At 71.3% G+C, this 19981-nt stretch carries 17 protein-coding genes; 6 read left to right on the top strand and 11 right to left on the bottom strand.

Annotated elements, in window-relative coordinates; all coding sequences use genetic code 11:
- Positions 1 to 19 precede the first annotated feature (19 nt).
- Complete coding sequence (locus ABD841_RS09385) at positions 20 to 1909, top strand: propionyl-CoA synthetase (RefSeq protein WP_344969798.1); 1890 nt, start codon at positions 20 to 22, stop codon at positions 1907 to 1909.
- A gap of 260 nt (positions 1910 to 2169) precedes the next feature.
- Here ABD841_RS09385 and ABD841_RS09380 read toward each other — a convergent pair whose 3' ends face one another.
- The 9 genes from ABD841_RS09380 to ABD841_RS09340 form a co-directional block, all read right to left on the bottom strand.
- Positions 2170 to 3336 carry a DUF418 domain-containing protein gene (locus ABD841_RS09380; RefSeq protein ID WP_344969796.1) on the bottom strand — a complete coding sequence of 389 codons (1167 nt, stop codon included), beginning with the start codon at positions 3334 to 3336 and terminating at the stop codon, positions 2170 to 2172.
- A gap of 197 nt (positions 3337 to 3533) precedes the next feature.
- Positions 3534 to 4535, bottom strand: coding sequence for an N-acetylglucosamine kinase (locus tag ABD841_RS09375; RefSeq protein ID WP_344969795.1), 1002 nt, complete (start codon positions 4533 to 4535; stop codon positions 3534 to 3536).
- A 5-nt stretch (positions 4536 to 4540) separates the two neighbouring features.
- A complete protein-coding gene (locus ABD841_RS09370) occupies positions 4541 to 5428 on the bottom strand; it encodes an alpha/beta hydrolase (protein WP_344969793.1) in 888 nt (295 codons plus the stop codon).
- Positions 5429 to 5600: 172 nt separating this feature from the next.
- Positions 5601 to 6995, bottom strand: a complete 1395-nt coding sequence (locus ABD841_RS09365) for an NAD(P)/FAD-dependent oxidoreductase (protein ID WP_344969857.1) — start codon at positions 6993 to 6995, stop codon at positions 5601 to 5603.
- 180 nt (positions 6996 to 7175) lie between these two features.
- Positions 7176 to 8024, bottom strand: coding sequence for an ABC transporter permease (locus ABD841_RS09360; RefSeq protein WP_344969791.1), 849 nt, complete (start codon positions 8022 to 8024; stop codon positions 7176 to 7178).
- Positions 8021 to 8872 carry an ABC transporter permease gene (locus ABD841_RS09355; RefSeq protein ID WP_344969790.1) on the bottom strand — a complete coding sequence of 284 codons (852 nt, stop codon included), beginning with the start codon at positions 8870 to 8872 and terminating at the stop codon, positions 8021 to 8023. Before ABD841_RS09355 ends, ABD841_RS09360 begins: the two co-directional genes overlap by 4 nt.
- Before the next feature lie 41 nt (positions 8873 to 8913).
- Positions 8914 to 10155 carry an ABC transporter substrate-binding protein gene (locus tag ABD841_RS09350; protein ID WP_344969788.1) on the bottom strand — a complete coding sequence of 414 codons (1242 nt, stop codon included), beginning with the start codon at positions 10153 to 10155 and terminating at the stop codon, positions 8914 to 8916.
- Between the two features lie 8 nt (positions 10156 to 10163).
- Positions 10164 to 11306 (bottom strand): ABC transporter ATP-binding protein, encoded by a 1143-nt coding sequence (locus ABD841_RS09345; RefSeq protein ID WP_344969786.1) that lies wholly within the window; start codon positions 11304 to 11306, stop codon positions 10164 to 10166.
- A gap of 25 nt (positions 11307 to 11331) precedes the next feature.
- Complete coding sequence (locus ABD841_RS09340; protein ID WP_344969785.1) at positions 11332 to 12789, bottom strand: gamma-aminobutyraldehyde dehydrogenase; 1458 nt, start codon at positions 12787 to 12789, stop codon at positions 11332 to 11334.
- A 194-nt stretch (positions 12790 to 12983) separates the two neighbouring features.
- Between ABD841_RS09340 and ABD841_RS09335 the strand changes: the two genes are divergently transcribed.
- A complete protein-coding gene (locus ABD841_RS09335) occupies positions 12984 to 13478 on the top strand; it encodes an Lrp/AsnC family transcriptional regulator (RefSeq protein WP_344969783.1) in 495 nt (164 codons plus the stop codon).
- Positions 13479 to 13556: 78 nt separating this feature from the next.
- Here ABD841_RS09335 and ABD841_RS09330 read toward each other — a convergent pair whose 3' ends face one another.
- Positions 13557 to 14417 carry a DivIVA domain-containing protein gene (locus ABD841_RS09330; RefSeq protein WP_344969781.1) on the bottom strand — a complete coding sequence of 287 codons (861 nt, stop codon included), beginning with the start codon at positions 14415 to 14417 and terminating at the stop codon, positions 13557 to 13559.
- Between the two features lie 89 nt (positions 14418 to 14506).
- Here ABD841_RS09330 and ABD841_RS09325 point away from each other — a divergent pair, with 89 nt between their 5' ends.
- The 3 genes from ABD841_RS09325 (at position 14507) to aspS (ending at position 17538) form a co-directional block, all read left to right on the top strand.
- Positions 14507 to 15250: an ABC transporter ATP-binding protein gene (locus ABD841_RS09325; protein WP_344969779.1), complete on the top strand. Its 744-nt coding sequence runs from the start codon at positions 14507 to 14509 to the stop codon at positions 15248 to 15250.
- On the top strand, positions 15247 to 15918 hold the full coding sequence (locus ABD841_RS09320) for a hypothetical protein (RefSeq protein WP_344969778.1): 672 nt from the start codon (positions 15247 to 15249) through the stop codon (positions 15916 to 15918). The genes ABD841_RS09325 and ABD841_RS09320 overlap by 4 nt, the downstream gene beginning before the upstream one ends.
- A 333-nt stretch (positions 15919 to 16251) precedes the next feature.
- Complete coding sequence (gene aspS / locus ABD841_RS09315) at positions 16252 to 17538, top strand: aspartate--tRNA(Asn) ligase (RefSeq protein ID WP_344969776.1); 1287 nt, start codon at positions 16252 to 16254, stop codon at positions 17536 to 17538.
- Positions 17539 to 17700: 162 nt separating this feature from the next.
- Here aspS and rlmN read toward each other — a convergent pair whose 3' ends face one another.
- Positions 17701 to 18825: a dual-specificity RNA methyltransferase RlmN gene (gene rlmN / locus ABD841_RS09310; protein ID WP_344969774.1), complete on the bottom strand. Its 1125-nt coding sequence runs from the start codon at positions 18823 to 18825 to the stop codon at positions 17701 to 17703.
- Positions 18826 to 18889: 64 nt separating this feature from the next.
- Here rlmN and ABD841_RS09305 point away from each other — a divergent pair, with 64 nt between their 5' ends.
- Positions 18890 to 19972, top strand: a complete 1083-nt coding sequence (locus tag ABD841_RS09305) for a suppressor of fused domain protein (RefSeq protein ID WP_344969773.1) — start codon at positions 18890 to 18892, stop codon at positions 19970 to 19972.
- The last annotated feature ends 9 nt before the right edge of the window (positions 19973 to 19981 follow it).

The following is a 19981-nucleotide window of genomic DNA, read 5'->3' as shown; positions in this document are numbered from 1 at the left end:
CAGAGAGCATGATGGCCTGATGTCGTACGCTGACGCCTTCACCCGCAGCATCACCGACCCCGAGGGCTTCTGGGCCCGGGCCGCCGAGGCGGTCACCTGGACCCGCGAGCCCCGCCAGGTGCTCGACGCGGGGGCACCGCCCTTCTACCGCTGGTTCCCCGGCGGGGAGCTGAACACCTGCTACAACGCGCTCGACCGGCACGTGGAGGCGGGGCACGGCGACCGGCCGGCGCTCGTCTACGACAGCCCCGTGACGGGCACCGGCAGGAGCTACACCTACGCCGAGCTGCGCGACGAGGTCGCCGCCTTCGCCGGGGTGCTGCGCTCGCTCGGCGTGGAGCAGGGCGACCGGGTGGTGATCTACCTGCCGATGGTCCCGGAGGCGGTGATCGCCATGCTGGCGTGCGCGCGGCTGGGGGCCGTGCACTCGGTGGTGTTCGGCGGGTTCGCGCCCAAGGAGCTGGCGGCCAGGATCGACGACGCGCAGCCCAAGCTCGTCGTCTCGGCCTCCTGCGGGATCGAGCCGTCCCGCGTGGTGCCGTACAAGCCGATGCTCGACGCCGCGCTGGAACTGGCCGGGCACCGGCCTGCGCACTGCGTGATCCTCCAGCGCGAGCAGGCCCGCGCCGAGCTCGTGCCCGGCCGGGACGTCGACTGGGCGAGCGCGCGGGCCGAGCCCGCCGAATGCGTGCCGGTGAAGGCGACCGACCCGCTCTACATCCTCTACACCAGCGGAACCACCGGCCGGCCCAAGGGCATCGTCCGCGACAACGGCGGGCACGCGGTGGCGCTGCTGTGGAGCATGGCGAACGTCTACGACATCGCGCCGGGCGAGGTGTTCTGGGCGGCCTCCGACGTCGGCTGGGTGGTCGGCCACTCCTACATCGTGTACGGCCCGCTGCTGCGCGGCGCCACCACCGTGCTGTACGAGGGCAAGCCGGTCGGTACCCCCGACGCGGGCGCGTTCTGGCGGGTGATCGCCGAGCACCGGGTGAACGCGCTGTTCACCGCGCCGACCGCGTTCCGGGCGATCAAGAAGGTGGATCCGGAGGCGGCCCTGCTCCACGACCACGACGTCTCGTCGCTGCGGACGCTGTTCCTCGCCGGCGAGCGTCTGGACCCCGACACCTACCACTGGGCCACCCAGAAGCTGGGCGTCCCGGTCGTCGACAACTGGTGGCAGACCGAGACCGGCTGGCCCATCGCCGCCAACCTGCGCGGCCTCGCGCCCATGCCGGTCAAGCCGGGCTCCCCCACCGTGCCCGTGCCCGGCTACGACGTGCGCGTGCTGCGCCCCACGGGCGAGGAGTGCGCCCCCGGCGAGGAGGGGGCGATCTGCGTACGGCTGCCGCTGCCGCCCGGCACGCTCCCCACGCTCTGGCGGGACGACGAGCGGTACGTGCGGTCCTACCTGTCGGCCTTCCCCGGCTACTACCTGACCGGTGACGGCGGTTACCTCGACGAGGACGGCTACCTCTTCGTGATGGGCCGCACCGACGACGTGATCAACGTGGCCGGGCACCGGCTGTCCACCGGCTCCATGGAGGCGGTGCTGGCCGCGCACCCGGCGGTGGCCGAGTGCGCGGTGATCGGGGTGACCGACGCGCTGAAGGGCCAGGTCCCGCGCGGTTTCGTGGTGCTGAAGAGCGGGGTGACCGCCGACCCCGACACGGTGCGGGCCGAGCTGGTCCAGGCCGTCCGCGACCAGGTGGGCGCCGTGGCGGCGTTCAAGCAGGTGGACGTGGTCCCGGCGCTGCCGAAGACCAGGTCCGGCAAGATCCTGCGCAAGACCATGCGCGGCCTCGCCGAGGGTCTCGACGAGGCCGTCCCGTCGACCATCGAGGACGCGACGGTGCTCGACGTCCTGCGCCCCATCATCGGCCGCCGCGCCCCCTCGGACGGCCGGTGAGCCGACCGGGTGCCGCCCGCTCCCGGTCGGTCGCGGCGCGGCCCGCGCGCCCACCACCCGGGAGCAGGCGGATGATCGCCTCCGAGCGGCTCGCGATCAGCGGGCCGAGCAGGGCGAGCCCGACGCCGCTGGCCAGCGTGATCGCGGCGCCGGAGGCGGCGTGACGGTCCTCGGACGCCGCCAGGGGGCGTCGACGAGTGCGAAAAAGGCCGGCAGGAGGGCGGCGACCGTGCCGGTGACCCTCCGCGTCAAACCCGCCCCTAACTGCCGACGTAATTTTTCACTGCTTTATCAGACTTTTCGGACAGCCTCTGGGGGGCCTGGTACGCCCACTGCCAGACGGCCTCGATCGGCCCACGCCGGAAGCGCCGCAGCCACAGCGTCGACAGCGCCATGAGGAGCGCGCAGATGCCCGCCCAGGCCGCGAGGACCCACCACGGGCGCAGACCGTCGAGCCTGGCGGCCAGCCCGAGCCCCCAGCCGTAGCAGAGCGCCGACGCGACCAGGTTCTGGAGGACGTAGCAGCTCAGCGCGGTACGGCCGACATTGGTCAGGCCCCGCCTGAGCGGGCCGGGGGCACCGGTCATCCGCTGGGTGACGGCCGCGACGAGGCCGAGCAGTCCCAGCGCCACCAGCGGCGGCAGCAGGTAGCGGTCGACCAGGAACCATCCGGGCCCGGCGAAGGAGGTGAGCAGGTTCAGCGGCAGGCCCACGGCGAGCCCGGCGACCATGAGCCTGCGGCGGAGCGCGGCGCCCCGCCCGGAGTCCTCGAAGACCCCGGCGCGCATCAGCCGCGAGCCCAGCAGGAACAGCACGATGCCCAGCGGGACGATGAGGACGGCCTCCAGCCGGTAGAGACCGGCGAGCTGGATCCGGGCGGCGACCTGCTCCGGGTAGGAGCCCTGACTGAAGAGGGTGGACGGCTCCGCGGGCCCGCCCGCGCCCGTCCCGCCGGCGAGCATGCCGGCGGTGAGCAGGGCGATCGCGGCGGCGAAGACCGACCCGACGGTGACCATCCAGATCCTGACGGCCCGGTCGCTGCGGCCGATCAGGTACGCCACGACGATCGAGGTGACGGCGTACCCCATGAGCACGTCGAACTCGAAGATCAACACGTAGTGGATCAGGCCCTCGACGAAGAGCAGCCCGGCCCGCCACAGGTACCAGCCGGGCCACGGCGCGCCCCGGCGCCCGGCCGAGCGGTACTGCAGCTCCAGCCCGACCCCGAACAGCAGGGTGAGCAGCGCGAGGAACTTGCCGTTGGTGAGGGAGCGGAGGAAGGTCTCCAGTGCCTCCGGCCGGCCCAGGGCGGACATGACGTCCGCGGGACCGCCCGGACTGGTGAAGATCCAGATGTTCGTGCCCAGGGTGCCGACGATGGCGACCCCCCGGAGCACGTCGAGCACGTTGATACGACGGCTTGTCACAGGTCAACGATCTCGCCCGGCGGACCGGGCGGCATCGTCACACGGGTCCATCCCGGGCGTACATCGATCGATGTACGGGCCGGAACTTCGGTAGCGGGCGGGGGCGGTTCCCCGTCATCCCAAAGATCCGGCGGCCCCGCCTTCCGGAGTGACCCCGGCCGCCTCCGGGGGCCGGCCGGGGTGCGGGGCGGGTGGGCTCAGTCGCCGGAGACGATCCGGGCGTGCAGCCGGGCGGCGGTCCCCGGATCCCACCCGAACGCCTCGCGGCCCGCCAGCCACGCCGCCGCACCGGCCCCGTCACCCGCCAGGGCCGTCGAGGCGCCCAGCCCCTCGCGTACGGCGGCGCAGACCGGTCCCCCGCTGGTCAGCACGCTCCCGGCCAGCACCACCGGGGTGGTCTCGCCCGCCGGGCGCACCTCGGCCACCGTCCGGCAGAGCAGGCGGGCGGCGGTGGAGACGATCTCCAGGGCGGCCGGGTCGCCCTCCTCCGCGGCCCGGCCGACGAGCGGGGCGAGCCGGGCCAGTTCCAGCGGGGGACGCGACTGCGCCCGGACCACCAGGCGGATCGCCAGCGCCCGCGTCTCCCCGGCCGCGCCCGGACTCCCGCCGCCGAGCTCGGACACGGGCGGGACGGGTGGGAGCGGGTCGCCCTCCAGCAGGGCCTCCGCGACCAGGCGGGTGAGCGTCCCGGTGACCCGGCCGCGGCCGAGGGCGTGGGCGGCGGCGCGGGCCGCCTCCCTGCCCAGCCAGAAACCCGACCCCTCATCGCCCAGGAGCCAGCCGAGCCCGTCGGCGATCATCGTGGGCTCGCCGTCCTCGATCCTGGCGGCGATGGCCCCGGTGCCGGCGATGAGCACGGTGCCGCGAGGCTCGGCCGTGCCGGCGGCGAAGGCGATGCCCAGGTCACTCGTGAGCCGGGGCACGGCGCGCAGCCCGGCGGAGGCCCACATCGGGTCGAACACCGACCGGTCCAGGGCCCCGCGCCCGGCCATCCCGACGACCGCCCCGGCCACCAGGGCGGGGTCCACGCCGCGGAGGGCGAGCTCCAGTGCCCTGCCGACGTTGGCCACGGCCACCTCGTTGCCGTGGGCCGCGGGGTTGCCGCCCCCGGCCTTCCCGTATCCGGCCCGCCGCCCCGAGGGGTCGAGCAGGAGCGCGCGTGAGGACGTGCCTCCGACGTCCAGTCCCAGAACGTACACGGCGCTCAGAGGTGCTCGCCGAAGAACGCCGCGACGGCCTCGACCGCCCGGGTGACGTGCGGCTCGGTGTCGTAGAGGTCGATGTGGAGCCGGGCGTCCAGCCAGACGAGCCGCTTGGGCTCGTCCATCCGCCGGTAGGCCTTCTCCGCGTCCTCGGGCGAGCAGAAGCGGTCGACGATGCCGTGCACGATCAGGCCGGGCTTGGGCGACAGGAAGTCGGCGCCCGTCATGTTGTCCATGGTGACCAGCTCGCGGAGCGAGGCGCGGGTCACCTCGTTGCGCCAGTGCGCCGAGGCGCCCCGGGAGGTGCCGTAGTAGGCGAACGGTTCGTCGCCCGGCATGGCCGCCTCCCCCTCCTCGGCCACCGCGGGCAGGTATTCGACCGGGCCGCCCAGGTCCTGGCGCTCCAGTGCCCCGGTGAAGGAGGCGAGCATGCCCTGGTACCCGGCGGGGGACATCCCCGCGCGCATGTCGTAGGGGTTGTTGTAGGCTCCCGCGACGCCCGCGAACGCCTTGACCCGGGGGTCGAACGCGGCGAACTTGAGCGCGTAGCCCCCGCCGAGGCAGATCCCGACCGCGCCGACCCGGTCGCCGTCCACCTCGGGACGCGAGCGCAGCAGCGAGACGGCGGCCCGCAGGTCGTGCAGCTTGCCCTGCGGATCCTCGTGGTTGCGCGGCTCACCGCCCGACTCGCCCCAGTTGCGGTGGTCGAACGCCAGCGTCACGTATCCCGACTCGGCCAGGCGGGCGGCGTACCGGCCGGTGACCTGGTCCCGGGTGCCGGTGAACGGCCCGGTGAGGACGAGCGCGGGGTGCGGTCCCGGCCGTGCCGGGACCCGCAGGTCGCCGACGAGCGTGATCCCGTCGACGGTGAACTTCACCTTTTCGGACATGACCCCAAGTCTGTACGGGCGGCGCGGCGGAAGGCCAGACGCGATCCCTCCCGCCCCCGTGGGACACGGCCGGTGCCCGGGGCCGGGGCACCCGGTTCCCCGGCGGCGGGAACACGACCGCCACCCGGCCCCCCACCCGGCCCCCGCCCGGACGGCGGGGGCCGGGCGCCGCCTAGGAGTCGAACCCGAGGCCCATCTTGTCCAGGGTGCGCAACCAGAGGTTGCGGCGGCCCTCGTGAAGATCGGCCTGGGCGATCGACCAGCGCGTCATCTGGATCCCGGCCGAACGGACCGGCTCGGGCGGGAAGGGCAGCGGCTTCTCCTTGACCATCCGGAGCTCGGTCCGCTCGGTCCGCTCCCCGGCGAGCAGATCGAGCATGACGTTGGCCCCGAACCGGGTCGCGCCGACGCCCATGCCGGTGTAGCCGGCGGCGTAGGCGACGCGTCCGCCGTGGGAGTGGCCGAAGAAGGCGCTGAACCGGCTGCAGGTGTCGATGACCCCGCCCCACCGGTGGGTGAAGCGCAGCCCGGAGAGCTGGGGAAACGTCGCCGCGAAGTGTTCCGCCAGCTTGACGAAGGTCTCGTCGCGCTGCTCGTACTCGGGCTTGATCCTGCCGCCGTTGTAGTAGACCGCGTCGTAGCCGCCCCAGAGGATGCGGTTGTCGCCGGTCAGCCGGTAGTAGTGGAACTGGTTGGCCGAGTCGCCGACGCCCTGGCGGTTGCGCCAGCCCACGGAGGCCAGCTGCTCGGCGGAGAGCGGCTCGGTCATCAGCGCGTAGTCGTAGACCGGCACCAGGAAGTGCTTCAGCCGCCGCAGCAGCGGCTGGAAGACCCCGGTGCCGAGTGCGACCCGGCGCGCTCTGACGGTGCCGTGCGGGGTGAGCAGGTCGAGGCTCGCCCCGGTGTCCTTCATCGTGCGGACCGGCGTGCGCTCGTAGACGCGCACGCCCAGGGAGAGGCAGGCCTGCCGGAGCCCCCAGGCGAGTCGGGCGGGGTCGAGCATGGCACAGCCGTCGCGATCCCAGTGGCCTCCGATGTAGGTGGGCGAGTTCACCTCCGCCCGGACCTGGTCGCGGTCGAGGACGTCGATGCGGACGCCCAGCTCGCGGGCGATCTCCAGGCTCTCGTTCATCTCCGCCAGCTGCCACGGCTCGGTGGCCACGTTCAGCTCGCCGGTGCGTTCGTATCCGCAGTCGATGTCGTACCTGGCGACGGTCTCGCCGATCTCGTCGAGGTTCTCGACGCCGAGGCGTTCGAGGGTGGCGATCTCGTCCGGCCAGCGCTCCAACCCGTTGGCGATGCCGTGGGTGAGCGTGGCCATCGCGAAGCCGCCGTTGCGGCCGGACGCGGCCCAGCCGATCCGCCGCCCCTCCAGCAGGACGACGTCGAGGGACGGGTCGCGTTCCTTGGCCATCAGGGCCGTCCAGAGCCCCGTGAAGCCGCCGCCGACGACCGCGAGATCGGCGGTGGTGGTGCCGAAGAGCCGCGCGAGCGGCTCGGGTTTCGCCGGACTGTCGAGCCAGTACGGCTTGCGCTCCGCGTCAGCAAGAGCCTTCAGCGGATCCACAAATCTCACTTCCCTACGGTGAGTCAGGTGTTCTGTTTTTTGGTGTGTATCGCGTGCTCGTGGAGATCACGCGCGGGTTCCCCCCGCCTGGATCCGATCTCGCCTCCCTGTTCTCTGCCGAGGATCCGGGTACACCGAAGCCCCGTGCCGCCCGATGACGGCACGGGGCTTGACGGCAGCTTAGGTGCGGCGGCGCGAACGCGAGCTGACGGTGTTGACCACCGCGATCACGACGCCTACCGCGAATATAAGCGTTCCGAGGATGTTGACCTGCGGCGGCACCCCGATTCGGGTCGCACCCCAGATCCACAGCGGGAACGTCTGGGTGGCCCCGCTGGTGAACTGGGTGATCACGAAGTCGTCGACGGACAGCGCGAAGGCCAGCAGCGCGCCGGAGACGACACCGGGCAGGATCATCGGGAAGGTGACCCGCCAGAACGTCACCCAGGTGGACGCGCCGAGGTCGCGTGCGGCCTCCTCGACCGAGGGGTCCAGGCCGACCACCCGGGCCCGCACGGTGATCGCCACGAAGGACAGCGAGAACAGCACGTGCGCGATGACCACGGTCGCGAAGCCGGTCTTCACGCCGACGCTGATGAACAGCGAGAGCAGCGAGGCGCCCATCACCAGCTCGGGCGAGGCGATCGCGGCGAACAGCACCAGGTTGGTGGCGCCCTGCCCGCGGAACCGGTAGCGGCCCAGGGCCAGGCCCATGAGCGTGCCGATCACCGTCACGATCAGCGTGGAGAGCACGGCGATCCAGAGGGAGTTGGTCACCGCCTCCATCAGCTGGGGGTACTCGTCCAGCCGGCCCCACCACTTGAGGGTGAAGCCCTGCCAGGTCACGTTCGACTTGCTCTGGGTGTCGTTGAAGCCGAACACGATCATGACGGCGATCGGCAGGAACAGCCAGGCGATGATCAGCCAGGTGTAGGCCCGGAGCAGCCGGTCGCCGAGCCGCCGCCGGCCCGCGACCTTCACCGCTTTCTTCACCGTCTTCTTCGGCGCGGCGACGGATGGAGCGCTCATCGGGCCGCCGCCTCCAGCACGTTCTCGGTGCCGAGCGCCTTGGCGTAGGCGAAGATGCCGATCAGCATCGCGGCCATCAACGTGAACGACAGCGCGGCGGCGGTCGGGTAGTCGTTGTTGACCAGGTACTCGGTCTGGATGATGTTGCCGATCATCGTGTTCTCCGGGCCGCCGAGGATGCCGGCGTTGACGTAGTCGGCGGTCATCGGGACGAAGGTCATCAGCACCCCGGCGAACACGCCCGGCAGCGAGAGCGGCAGCACGACCTTGGTGAACGCCTCACGCCTGGACGCGTACAGGTCCTGGGCGGCCTCGATCACGCGGGGGTCGACCCGCTCCAGCGCCACGTAGATCGGCAGGATCATGAACGGCAGGTAGTTGTAGACCAGGCCGCCGATCACCGCCACCGTCGTCTGCAGCACGTGGAAGTCCTCGGGCAGCAGGCCGGCCGACTTCAGCGGCGCGAGCAGCATGCCGTTGTCGGCCAGCAGGAACTTCCACGACACGGTGCGCAGCACGAACGACACGAAGAACGGGAGCAGCACCAGCAGCAGGTAGGTGGACTTGCGGTCGCCGCCCTTGAACGCGATCCAGTAGGCCATCGGATAGGCCAGCGCGACGGAGATGATCGTGGCGACCAGGCCGTACCCGGCCGAGCGCAGGAACTGCGTCTGGTACTGCACCAGCGCGTCGCCGTACATCGAGAAGTTGAACGTCTGGACGAACCCGTTGACCACGTCGCCCTCCTGGGTGGAGACCGAGGCCATGAAGACCATCGGCACCACCAGGAAGATCGCCAGCCACAGGCCGCCGGGCAGGATGAGCAGGTAGGGGGCGAGACGTTTCACCGGCCGCTCGCCCCTTCCCGCCCGATTCGCTCGGTCATCGGCTAACCCTGGGTGATCGGTTGGAAGATGTCCTCGAAGACCTTCTCCTCCGCCGGGGTCAGCGCCTTGTACGACCGCAGCTTGGCCATGTCGGACTCGGAGGGGTAGATCATCGGGCTGTTGGCGATCTGCTCCAGGGCCGCCTTGTCGTCACCGCTGGCCTTGGCGGCGTCGGCGAGGACCAGGTCCTTGGTGGCGGGCACCGGGGTGATGTAGTTGATGTACTCCACCAGCATGGTGGCGATCTTCGGCTGGTAGACGTAGTCCATCAGCGTCAGGGCGTCGACCGGGTTCTGCGCGGTCTTGGGGATGCACATGTTGTCGGTCCAGATCGTGCCGCCCTCCTCGGGCACCACGAACTTCAGGTCCTTGCCCTCGGCGACCTGCTGGAAGATGTCGCCGGACCAGGCCATGGTGATCCACACGTCGCCCCGGGCGAGCGCGTCGACGTAGTCGTTCTCGTAGTACTTGCGCACGAGCCCGGCGTCACGCTGCTCCTGGAGCTTCGCCCCGGCCTTCTTCCAGTCGGCCTCGGTGGACTTGTCGGGGTCGATGCCCAGGGAGAACATGCCGAAGTTGGCGATCTCCTGGGCGTCGGCCATCATGCCGACCTTGCCCTTGTACTTGGGGTTCCAGAGGTCCTGGATGCTCTTGACCTCGTCGACGTACTTGGGGTTGTAGGCGATGCCGGTCAGGCCGACCGTCCACGGGAGCGTGTAGGTGTTGTTCGGGTCCCAGGTGGGGTTCTTGACCTTCGGCGCGGCGTTGGCGGCGAAGTTCGGCAGCTTGGAGTGGTCCAGCGGGACGAGGTAGCCCAGCGCGATGGCCTTGCCGAGGTGGAGGCCGTTGGTCATGACCATCAGGTCGTAGCCGATGTCGTTGTTGGCGGCGAGCAGCGGCTGGACCTTGCCGAAGAACGAACCGTTGTCCTGGATGGCCTCCTGGTAGGTCACCTGGATGCCGGTGTCGGCGGTGAACATCTCCAGCGACGGGTACTTCTTGCCGTCCTTGTCGATGTACAGCGGCCAGTTGGCGAAGCGCAGCGTGCCGTTCTTCTTCTTGCTGGCCCAGTACTCGGCCACGGCGTCCTTCTTCGGCGCCTCGGCCTTCTGCCCCTGCACGCCGCAGGCGGACAGGGCGAGGCCTGCGGCCGACAGCCCCGCCAGACGCAGGGCGTCACGACGGGTGACGGAGCGGCTCTGCGTCATGCCACGCAGAAAGGCGGGGTTCGTGCGGTAGTGCATAGCAGGATTCAACTTCCGATCGCGTACGAGTGCTGCGGCTGCCACGACAACCACACGGCGTCGCCACGCTCCGCCGTGCTGGTGCTGTCGAGCGCGTTCTGCTGGAAGACGGTCACCTCGGCGCCGTTGGCCAGGCGGACCGCGTAGCTGTTGTAGAGGCCCAGGTAGACCACCTCGGAGACGGTGCCGCGCACGACGCTGACATCTCCGGTAGGCTCCTCCGTGGAGATCCTGATCTTCTCGGGGCGCACCGTGATCGCGATCGGGTCGCCGGCCCGGTAGTCACCCTCGACGAGCACGTGGTCGCCCTCGCCCAGCTTGAGCATCGCGAAGCCCGAGGTGATGCCGTCGACGGTGCCGCTGATCAGGTTGGACGTACCGATGAAACCGGCCACGAAGGCGGTGGCCGGGCGCTCGTAGATCTCGCGGGGCGAGGCGAGTTGCTCGACCAGGCCGTCGTGCATGACGGCGATGCGGTCGCTCATGGTGAGCGCCTCGCTCTGGTCGTGGGTGACGTAGACGAAGGTGATGCCGACCTCACGCTGGATGCGCTTGAGCTCGATCTGCATGGCCTGGCGGAGCTTGAGGTCGAGGGCGCCGAGCGGCTCGTCGAGCAGGAGCGCCCGGGGCCGGTTGACCAGGGCGCGGGCCAGGGCCACGCGCTGCTGCTGGCCGCCGGACATCTCGCGGGGCCGGCGCTTCTCGCGCCCGACGAGGTCGACGATCTCCAGCATCTCGCCGACGCGGTGCTTGATCTCGGAGTCGGGGACCTTCTTGCGCCGCAGGCCGAAGGCGACGTTCTCCCAGACGCTCATGTGGGGGAAGAGCGCGTAGGACTGGAACACCATGTTCACGTCGCGCTTGTTCGGGGGGACGTGGGTGACGTCCCGGCCGTGCAGGGAGACCCTGCCCCGCGACGGATCCTCGAACCCGGCGATCATTCGCATGGTCGTGGTCTTGCCGCACCCGGAGGGGCCGAGGAGGGAGAAGAACTCCCCCTCGGCGATCGTCAGGGTTACTCCCTTGACCGCCTGGACGACCTCGCCGTGGGAGAGGTACTCCTTGACGACCCCGTCAAGTTCGATCGCGGGCACGGTGGGCGAGCCGGAGACGGCGGGTGCCGTCCCCATACTCACCTTGATCTTGGTCATCCCAGGCTTATCCCTCTGTTCGCGGCTATTCGCCGATGTAGTGCATGACGTGCTTGACGCGGAGGTAGTCGTGCAGTCCGAAGACGGACAGGTCCTTGCCGTAACCGGAGTGCTTGAAGCCGCCGTGCGGCATCTCCGAGACGAACGGGATGTGGGTGTTCACCCACACCACGCCGAAGTCGAGGCGGTTGGACACCCGCATCGCCCGGCCGTGGTCAGAGGTCCACACCGATCCGGACAAACCGTACTTGACGCCGTTGGCCTTGGCCACCGCGTCGGCCTCGTCGGAGAAGGTCTGGACGGTGATGACCGGGCCGAAGATCTCGTTCTGCACCATCTCGTCGTCCTGCTGGAGGCCGTCGACGACGGTGGGGGCGAAGAAGTAGCCCTTGTCGCCGACCCGCCGGCCGCCGGTCAGGACCTTGGCGTGACCCGGGACGCGCTCGAAGAAGCTCTGGACGCGGGCCAGCTGGCCGGCGTTGTTGAGCGGGCCGTACAGGGCGTCCTCGGTGTCGAGGTCGCCGGTGACGGTACCGGCCGCGGCCTCGGTGAGCGCGGCCACGAACTCGTCGTGGACGTCCTCGTGGACCAGCACGCGGCAGGCGGCGGTGCAGTCCTGGCCGGCGTTGTACAGGCCCGCGGTGGCGATGGACGCGGCGGCGGCCTTGAGGTCCTTGACGTCGTCGAAAACGATGACGGGGGCCTTGCCGCCGAGCTCCAGGTGGACCCGCTTGAGGTCGTCGGCGGCGCTCCTGGCCACGGCCATGCCCGCGCCGACCGAACCGGTGATGGCGACCATCTGCGCGGTCGGGTGGCCGACGACCAGGGCGCCGGTGTCACGGTCGCCGACGACGACGTTGAAGACGCCCTTCGGCAGGACCGCACCGATGATCTCGGCCAGCTTGACCGTGGAGACCGGGGTGGTGTCCGAGGGCTTGAGCACCACGGTGTTGCCCGCGGCGAGCGCCGGAGCGATCTTCCAGACCGCCATCATCATCGGGTAGTTCCACGGGGTGACCTGACCGACGACGCCAATCGGCTCGTGCCGGATGACGGAGGTGTGGTCGGCCAGGAACTCACCCGACGTGGGCCCCTCCAGCGTGCGCGCGGCGCCCGCGAAGAAGCGGAAGTGGTCGGCGGCGACCGGCGTCTCGTCCTCGGCCATGCGGGCGCGCGGCTTGCCGGTGTTGCGGCACTCGGCCTCGTTCAGCTCGTCGGCCCTGGCCTCGATCGCGTCGGCGACCTTCAAGAGCAGGTTGGCGCGCTCGCCCGGCGTGGTCTGGCTCCACGACTCGAAGGCGGCGGCCGCGGCGGCGTAGGCCGCGTCGACGTCCTCCTGGCCGGAGATGGGAGCCTTGAGGTAGGCCTCTCCGGTGCAGGGGTCGATGACGTCCGAGAACCGATCACTCTTGGCGTCAACGAGCTCGCCGTTGACGTAGTTTCGCAGATGAGTGAGTTCAGGGTTCTCAACCGGGATGGTCACCGTCGACCTCCTATGGATCGGGGTTGAGTTGCTGGCGACTCTTACAGAGTAAACGCCCCGCGACAAGGGATTTCGTTGTTAAGATACCAAATTGCTACGAAATCGCTTGACAGAAGGCCGATTGCTGACAGCATGTCGCATCGGAGCCGCAACATGGCGGCAACAGCCCCGAAACCTGACGCCAGGGAGCGCGGATGACGACGCCGCCCAAGGTACGCCGTGAGAACGACGCGAGGCCAGGCCCCGTCGTGCTCGACGAGATCTCCAAGCAGATCATCGAGCAGCTGCAGACGGACGGGCGCAAACCGTACGCCGCCATCGGCAAGGCGGTGGGCCTGTCGGAGGCGGCCGTCCGCCAGCGGGTGCAGCGCCTGCTGGACGCGGGAGTCATGCAGATCGTCGCGGTGACCGACCCGCTGACCCTGGGCTTCCCCCGTCAGGCCATGATCGGCATCAAGTGCGAGGGCGACCTGGAGACGGTGGCCGACGAGCTGTCGGCCATCGCGGAGATCGACTATGTGGTGCTGACCGCCGGATCCCTCGACATCATGGTCGAGGTCGTCTGCGAGAGCGACCTCCACCTGCTGGAGATCCTCGGCAAGATCCGGGCCATCCCCACCGTGCGCGCCACCGAGACGTTCGTCTACCTGAAGCTGCACAAGCAGACCTACTCCTGGGGCACCCGCTGACCTGCCCCGGCCCCGCCGACGGCGCGCGCCCGCACGGACCCGCCGGCCGGCGCGGGCCCGCGCCGGCCGAGGCGGGTCTCACCGGCCAAGGTGGGTCTCCAGGACACCCGCGAGGTCGGCGAGCAGGTCGTCGACCTCGCCGACCGCGTAACCCGGCTTCAGCAGCACGGTGGTGAACCTCACCCGGCGCACGTCGGCCGCGGTGAGGGGGTCGTCGGTGGTACCGCGCAGGGTGGCCACGACACGGTCGAGGAACGCGTCGACCTCGTCCTCGTTGTAGCCCATGCCCAGCCTGCCCGGCCGGAAGGCGGCCCGCTCGACCCGGACGGCGTGCTCCTCCAGTTCGGCCGTACCGGCCACCCCGCCCACCTCGCCGTACGGAGGCGGCGCGGGCGGCACGTCTCCGTACGGAACCCCACCGTACGGCACCGCCCCGGACGGCACCTGACCGTATGACACCTCGTCGGGCGGGATCGTCTCATGCGCCGCCCCACCGTGCGGCGGCGCTTCGTGCGGCACGTCGGCGTACGGCGGCCCGGCGTACGGCACATCCGCGTACGGCGGCCCGGCGTACGGCGGATCCGGTTCCGCCCGGTCGGCGTACGGCGCCGTGGGATGCGGCGGCTCGGGGAGAACCTCGGACGGGGGCGGCGGGGAGTCCGCGGGAACTCCGGGGCGCAGGGGAGACACCGGCGGATGCGCCTCGGCGGAGCGGGCCTCGATCGCCACGATGAAGGCCTCCAGCGCGAAGTCGACGGCGATCTCGTGGTAGCCGCCGAGCTTCGTGCGGAAGCGGGCCTCGCGGATCTCGTCCGCGGTGATCGGCTCCCCGTCCGGGGAGCCCCGGCCGAGGGTCCCCTCGATCCGGCGGATCAGGCTGTCCACCTGATCCGGGTCGTATCCCGTACGCACCCCGAGAACCCGTGGAAAGCGGTCCAAACCCGCGTCCTTTCGCTTCTCAACCGATGATCTCCCTTTTTAAAGGACATATCTTCCAAAAGCGAGGGTCACGGTAGGGTTACCCCCCTATGCGACTTCGTGCCGTGTCGTTCAGATACTCCCGCCGGGGACCCTGGATTCTGCGAGACGTCGACCTCATCCTCGCGCCCGGCTCGGTCGTCGAGGTCACCGGGCGCAACGGCGCGGGCAAGTCGACGCTGCTGCGCCTGCTGGCGGGCATCGTCCCGCCGTCCCGCGGCACGGTCGCCGACCGCCCGTCCACCGTGAGCTACGCCCCCGACGTCTTCCCCATCGACCAGCCGTTCACCGTCACCGCCTACCTGACCCACATGGCCAGGGTCCGCGGCGCCGCCCCGGGCGCCGCCGGGGAACTGGCCGCGCGGCTGGGCGCGACCCACCTGCTCGACCAGCCGCTGGGCGACCTGTCCAAGGGCAGCGCGCAGAAGATCGGGCTCATCCAGGCGCTGCTCACCCCGCCGGGGCTGCTGATCCTGGACGAGCCCTTCGCCGGGCTCGACGAGCAGACCCGCACCACGCTCCCCCTCATCATCGACGAGATCGCCGCGGCCGGCGGCACGGTCGTGGTCAGCGACCACCAGAACCAGCTCCGGGACCTCCCCGGCGCCGACCACTGGCTCGTCGCCGACGGCACGGTCACCCCCGGAGCCCGCGAGGCGTCGCCCCGGCCGGCCCCCTCACCCGGCGGGACGCCGCGGCAGGCGATCATCGAGGTGATCGTGGACGCCGACGACGCCGACGAGGTGGAACAGAAACTCCGCGCCGACGGCTACCTCACCAGGCGGTCCTCGTGACCCATCTCGCACGGTTCAAGCTCGCCGCCTACGCCCGGTCGCACCGGCTGTTCCAGCCGGTGATCGCGCTCTTCGCGATGCTGTTGATCTTCTACTCGACGCTCGTCCCGCCCGGCAAGGAGCTGTCCTCCTACGCCGACTCGGCCGGGCTGCTGATCCTCGTCTTCGCCTGGGCCGCCCGCGGGACGCTCGACACCGAGCCGCCGACGCAGCGGCTGATCTCGATGACGGCCGCCGGGCGGCCGGGCCGGGAGATCGGCGCCGGGCTGCTCGCCGCGCTGACCGTCAACCTCGGCCTGGCGGCGATCGCCGTCGCCATGCCGCTGCTGCACGGCTTCGCCGCCACCCCCGCCCCCGGCGACCTGGTACGCGGCATCGCGCTGCACGCGCTCGGCCTGAGCGTCGGGACCGCGCTCGGCGCGCTCACCAGCAGGCCGATCCTGGGCTCGCCCGCCGCCGCGATGCTGGCCCTGTTCGGCGGCTACGTGGCCATGCTCCTGGTCAGCCTCACCCCCGCGGGCCCCTTCGCAGTGCCGATCATGCCCTGGATGCGCGCGGCCAACGCGGGCGCGCTCGACGCGTCCCTGCCCGCCCTGGCCGCGGCGGCGCTGTTCTGGTCCGCCGCGGGCATCACCCTGTACGCACGACTCCGCCGCACCCGCCCGTAACCTGTTCGACCGGTCCCCGGGTGATTGGCTACGATCGTCAGAACGCGTCGACGGAGACGAGTAGGCCGGGGACCACGCGGGTCAGAGAGCCGCCGGTAGCTGCGAAGGCGGTCTCGCGCCCCCGGGCCGAAGACCCTCCCGAGTGCGGGGAGGAACGGCCAGGTCGGGTTCGACCGGTCCAATGCCCCGCCGGCCGGCCCCCGTCACCGGGCCAGAACGAGGCCGCCGCCTCCACGGACCCCGTCCGCAGCGGCGGCGAAAGTGCGGTGGCACCGCGAGTTCCCTTCTCGCCCGCACTCCCAAGGGATCAGTTCATGCTCCTGAAGGAATGTGATGATCCACAGAATCCTCGCCGCCGACCTGCCACGGCACGTCGGTCAACAGGCCCGCCTCGCCGGTTGGCTGCACCGCCGCCGCGAGCTGAAGTCCGTCTCCTTCCTCGTCGTCCGTGACCGCTCCGGACTCGCCCAGTCGGTGCTCCGCGAGCCGGTCGCGATCCCCGAGGAGACCGTCGTCGAGCTCACCGGCACGGTGGTCGCGAACCCGCAGGCGCCGGGCGGCGCCGAGCTGGTCTCCCCCACCGTCCGGGTGCTCGCCGAGGCGGTGGAACCGCCGCCGTTCGACCTGTACCGGCCCGCCGTCCCGGCCACGCTGCCGACCGTCCTCGACCACGCTCCGGTGGCGTTGCGCCACCCGCGGTTGCGGGCGCCGTTCGAGATCGCCGCCGCCGGGGTCGCCGGGTTCCGCGCGGCGCTGGACGGGCTTGGCTTCACCGAGGCGCACACCCCGAAGATCGTGGGCACCGCGACCGAGTCCGGCGCGAACGTCTTCGGCATCGACTACTTCGGCCGTCCCGCCTTCCTCGCGCAGTCACCGCAGTTCTTCAAGCAGGCCCTGGTCGGGGTCTTCGAACGGGTCTACGAGGTCGGGCCGGTCTTCCGGGCCGAACCGCACGACACCGCGCGGCACCTGGCCCAGTACACGAGCCTGGACGCCGAGATGGGCTTCGTCGACGACCACCGCGATGTGATGGCCGTGCTCACCCGCGCGCTGGCCGGGATGCACGCCACCGCGGCCGAGCGGGCCGGGGACGCGCTGGCCCTGCTGGAGATCGAGCTGCCCCGGGTACCCGAGGAGATCCCGGCGATCCACTTCGCCGACGCGCAGGAACTGCTGGCCCGGCTGACCGGGGAGGACCCCCGCGGCGAACCCGACCTCTCCCCCGCCCACGAGCGGTGGCTGGGCGAGTGGGCGCTGCGCGAGCACGGCTCGGAGTTCCTGTTCGTCACCGGCTATCCGATGGTCAAACGTCCCTTCTACACCCACCCCGACCCCGGGCGGCCGGAGTTCTCCCGGAGCTTCGACCTGCTCTTCCGGGGGCTGGAGCTGGTCACCGGGGGGCAGCGGCTGCACCGGCACGCCGACTACCTCGCGGCGCTCGCCGCGCGGGGCGAGAACCCGGAGGCGTACGCCGGATACCTGGCCGCCTTCGCCCACGGCATGCCGCCGCACGGCGGTTTCGCCATCGGCCTGGAGCGCTGGACCTCGCGGCTGACGGGCGCCGCCAACATCCGGCAGACCACCCTGTTCCCCAGGGACCTGCACCGCCTCACCCCGTAGCCCGGCTCGCAGCCCTTCCTGCCGGGCCCGTGGCACGGGCCCGGCGGGACGGCTCGCACCGCTCCCGGGAAGCCCGACGCCGCCCGGCCGCCCGGGAAGCCCGACGCCGCCCGGCCGCCCGGGCCCTGGCCCACGCGCCGGTCTCCCGGCGCCCCGACCCGGCTACTCCGCGGCGGCGAGCTGGCCGCAGGCGCCGTCGATCTCACGGCCCCGCGTGTCGCGGACCGTCACCGGCACACCGTGGAACTCCAGGCGCCGGACGAAGGCCCGCTCGTCCTCCGGGCGGGAGGCCGTCCACTTCGAGCCCGGGGTCGGGTTGAGCGGGATCAGGTTGACGTGCACGAGCTTGTTCCTGACCAGCTTGCCGAGCAGGTCGGCCCGCCACTCCTGGTCGTTGATGTCCTTGATCAGCGCGTACTCGATGGAGACACGGCGCTTGGTCCGGGCCGCGTAGTCCCACGCCGCGTCGAGGACCTCGGCGACCTTCCACCGGGTGTTGATCGGCACCAGGGTGTCGCGGAGCTCGTCGTCCGGGGCGTGCAGCGACAGCGCCAGCGTCACCGGCAGACCCTCCCCGGCGAGCTTGCCGATCGCGGGGACCAGGCCGACCGTGGAGACGGTGATCCCGCGCGCGGAGATGCCCAGGCCGTTCGGGGACGGCTCGACCAGCCGGCGCACCGCGCCGACCACGGCCTTGTAGTTGGCCAGCGGCTCGCCCATGCCCATGAAGACCACGTTGCTCACCCGCCCGGGGCCGCCCGGCACCTCGCCCGCCGCCAGCGCCCGCGCCCCCGCGACGACCTGCTCGACGATCTCGGCGGTGCTCATGTTGCGCGTCAGGCCGGCCTGGCCGGTGGCGCAGAACGGGCAGTTCATCCCGCAGCCCGCCTGGGACGACACGCACATGGTGGTGCGGTCGGTATAACGCATGAGGACCGACTCGACCAGCGCGCCGTCGAACAGCCGCCACAGTGTCTTGCGGGTGGTCCCGCCGTCCGTCGTCAGCTCCCGGACCGAGGTCAGCAGCGTGGGGAAGAGCGTCGTGGCGAACTTCTCCCGGGCCGCGGCTGGCAGGTCCGTCATGAGCGCCGGGTCGCCGTTGAGCTTCTCGAAGTAGTGCCGGGAAAGCTGGTCGGCGCGGAACGGCTTCTCGCCGAGCTCCGCGACCGCCGCCCGGCGCTCGGCCATGGTCAGGTCGGCCAGGTGGCGGGCGGGCTTGGCCCGGCGCGGCGCCACGAAAGTGAGCTGGCCGGGTGCGGGAGCCCCGGACGGGCTGGCAGTCGACAAGTCCAACGCCTTCTCTCGACGGTTACTCGAAGCGGTGCTCGACCCTGATTTAGAGTCCGGAAGTATGGCGACAATCCGCCCCACCGGAGAGCGGGGAGACGGCGTCGAGGTGGTGCTCACCGACGTCAACCCCTACGGGAGCCGCACCCTGGTGGTCGAACGCGACGAAACCTCCTCGGTAGCTTACCTGTGCGGGCCCGGAGGCACGGTGCACGGAGCCGCCTGGCTGGCCAACCACGGTCCGGCCCCGGACGTGATCGACCCGGAGCGCCTGAACTCCCAGCTGCCCCCGGTGGCCCTCAGGGAGCACACCCGGCACCCCGGCGGCAGGGCACATCTGGGCACCCTGCGACCGCTCTGGTTCGAGGAGGGCGACGGCGTCGCCCTGTACGAGAACGACGAGCTGCTCGCCGTCATTCCTGGCTGGGCCGACCTGGGACGCGGCATGCCCGGCTACTCCCGCGACGCGCTGGGCGAGACCCCGTTCGCCTGGTCCCTGCGGGAGGCCCACGACGGGCTGGCCCCCCGGCTGGCCAAGGCGCAGGCGTACTGGGAATGGCGCGGCACGGACGGCTCGTGGGCGTCGTTCCAGCAGTTCGTGATGGGCCACCTGGACCGCAAGGTCGGCCCTGCGGGCAGGTTCTGGGACGCCGGGGGCGACCGGCTGCCCACGGTCGGCATCACCGAGCGCCCACCGTCGCACGGCAGGGATCACACGATCCTGTCCACGGTCGGGATGAGCTGTCAGCGGATGCCCACCGTGGAGCAGTACATCGACCGGCCCGACGCCTACGCGCGGGTGGAGCTCGCCGTCGCCACCTCGGGCGACGCCCGCGAGGCCGCCCGGTTGTTCCTGTGGTTGGGGCAGTACCCCTGGCACTCGGTCACCTGGCTGGGCCACGGCCACACCGCCAAGTGGTACCACCGGCCGGAGACCTTCCCGCTCGGCTCCGGCTACGGCGGCGTGGTGATGCTGGCCGGGCTGCCGGGCCTGCCCGACCTGTCGGGCTTCTCCCTCGGTGGCGACTCCGTGCAGTGGCTCTGGCTCGTCCCGATCACCCCGGAGGAACTGCGCCTGGTCTCGGCCGAGGGCTACCGGGCGCTGCTACCGCGGCTCTCCGCCGACCGGCTCACCCGGGCCGGATGAGGCGCGACC

The sequence above is a fragment of the Streptosporangium fragile genome, from assembly GCF_039534445.1.
GTDB classification, from domain to species: domain Bacteria; phylum Actinomycetota; class Actinomycetes; order Streptosporangiales; family Streptosporangiaceae; genus Streptosporangium; species Streptosporangium fragile.
The sequence above is the reverse complement of the archived record's forward strand: the minus strand, read 5'-3'. Positions and strand labels throughout refer to the sequence as shown.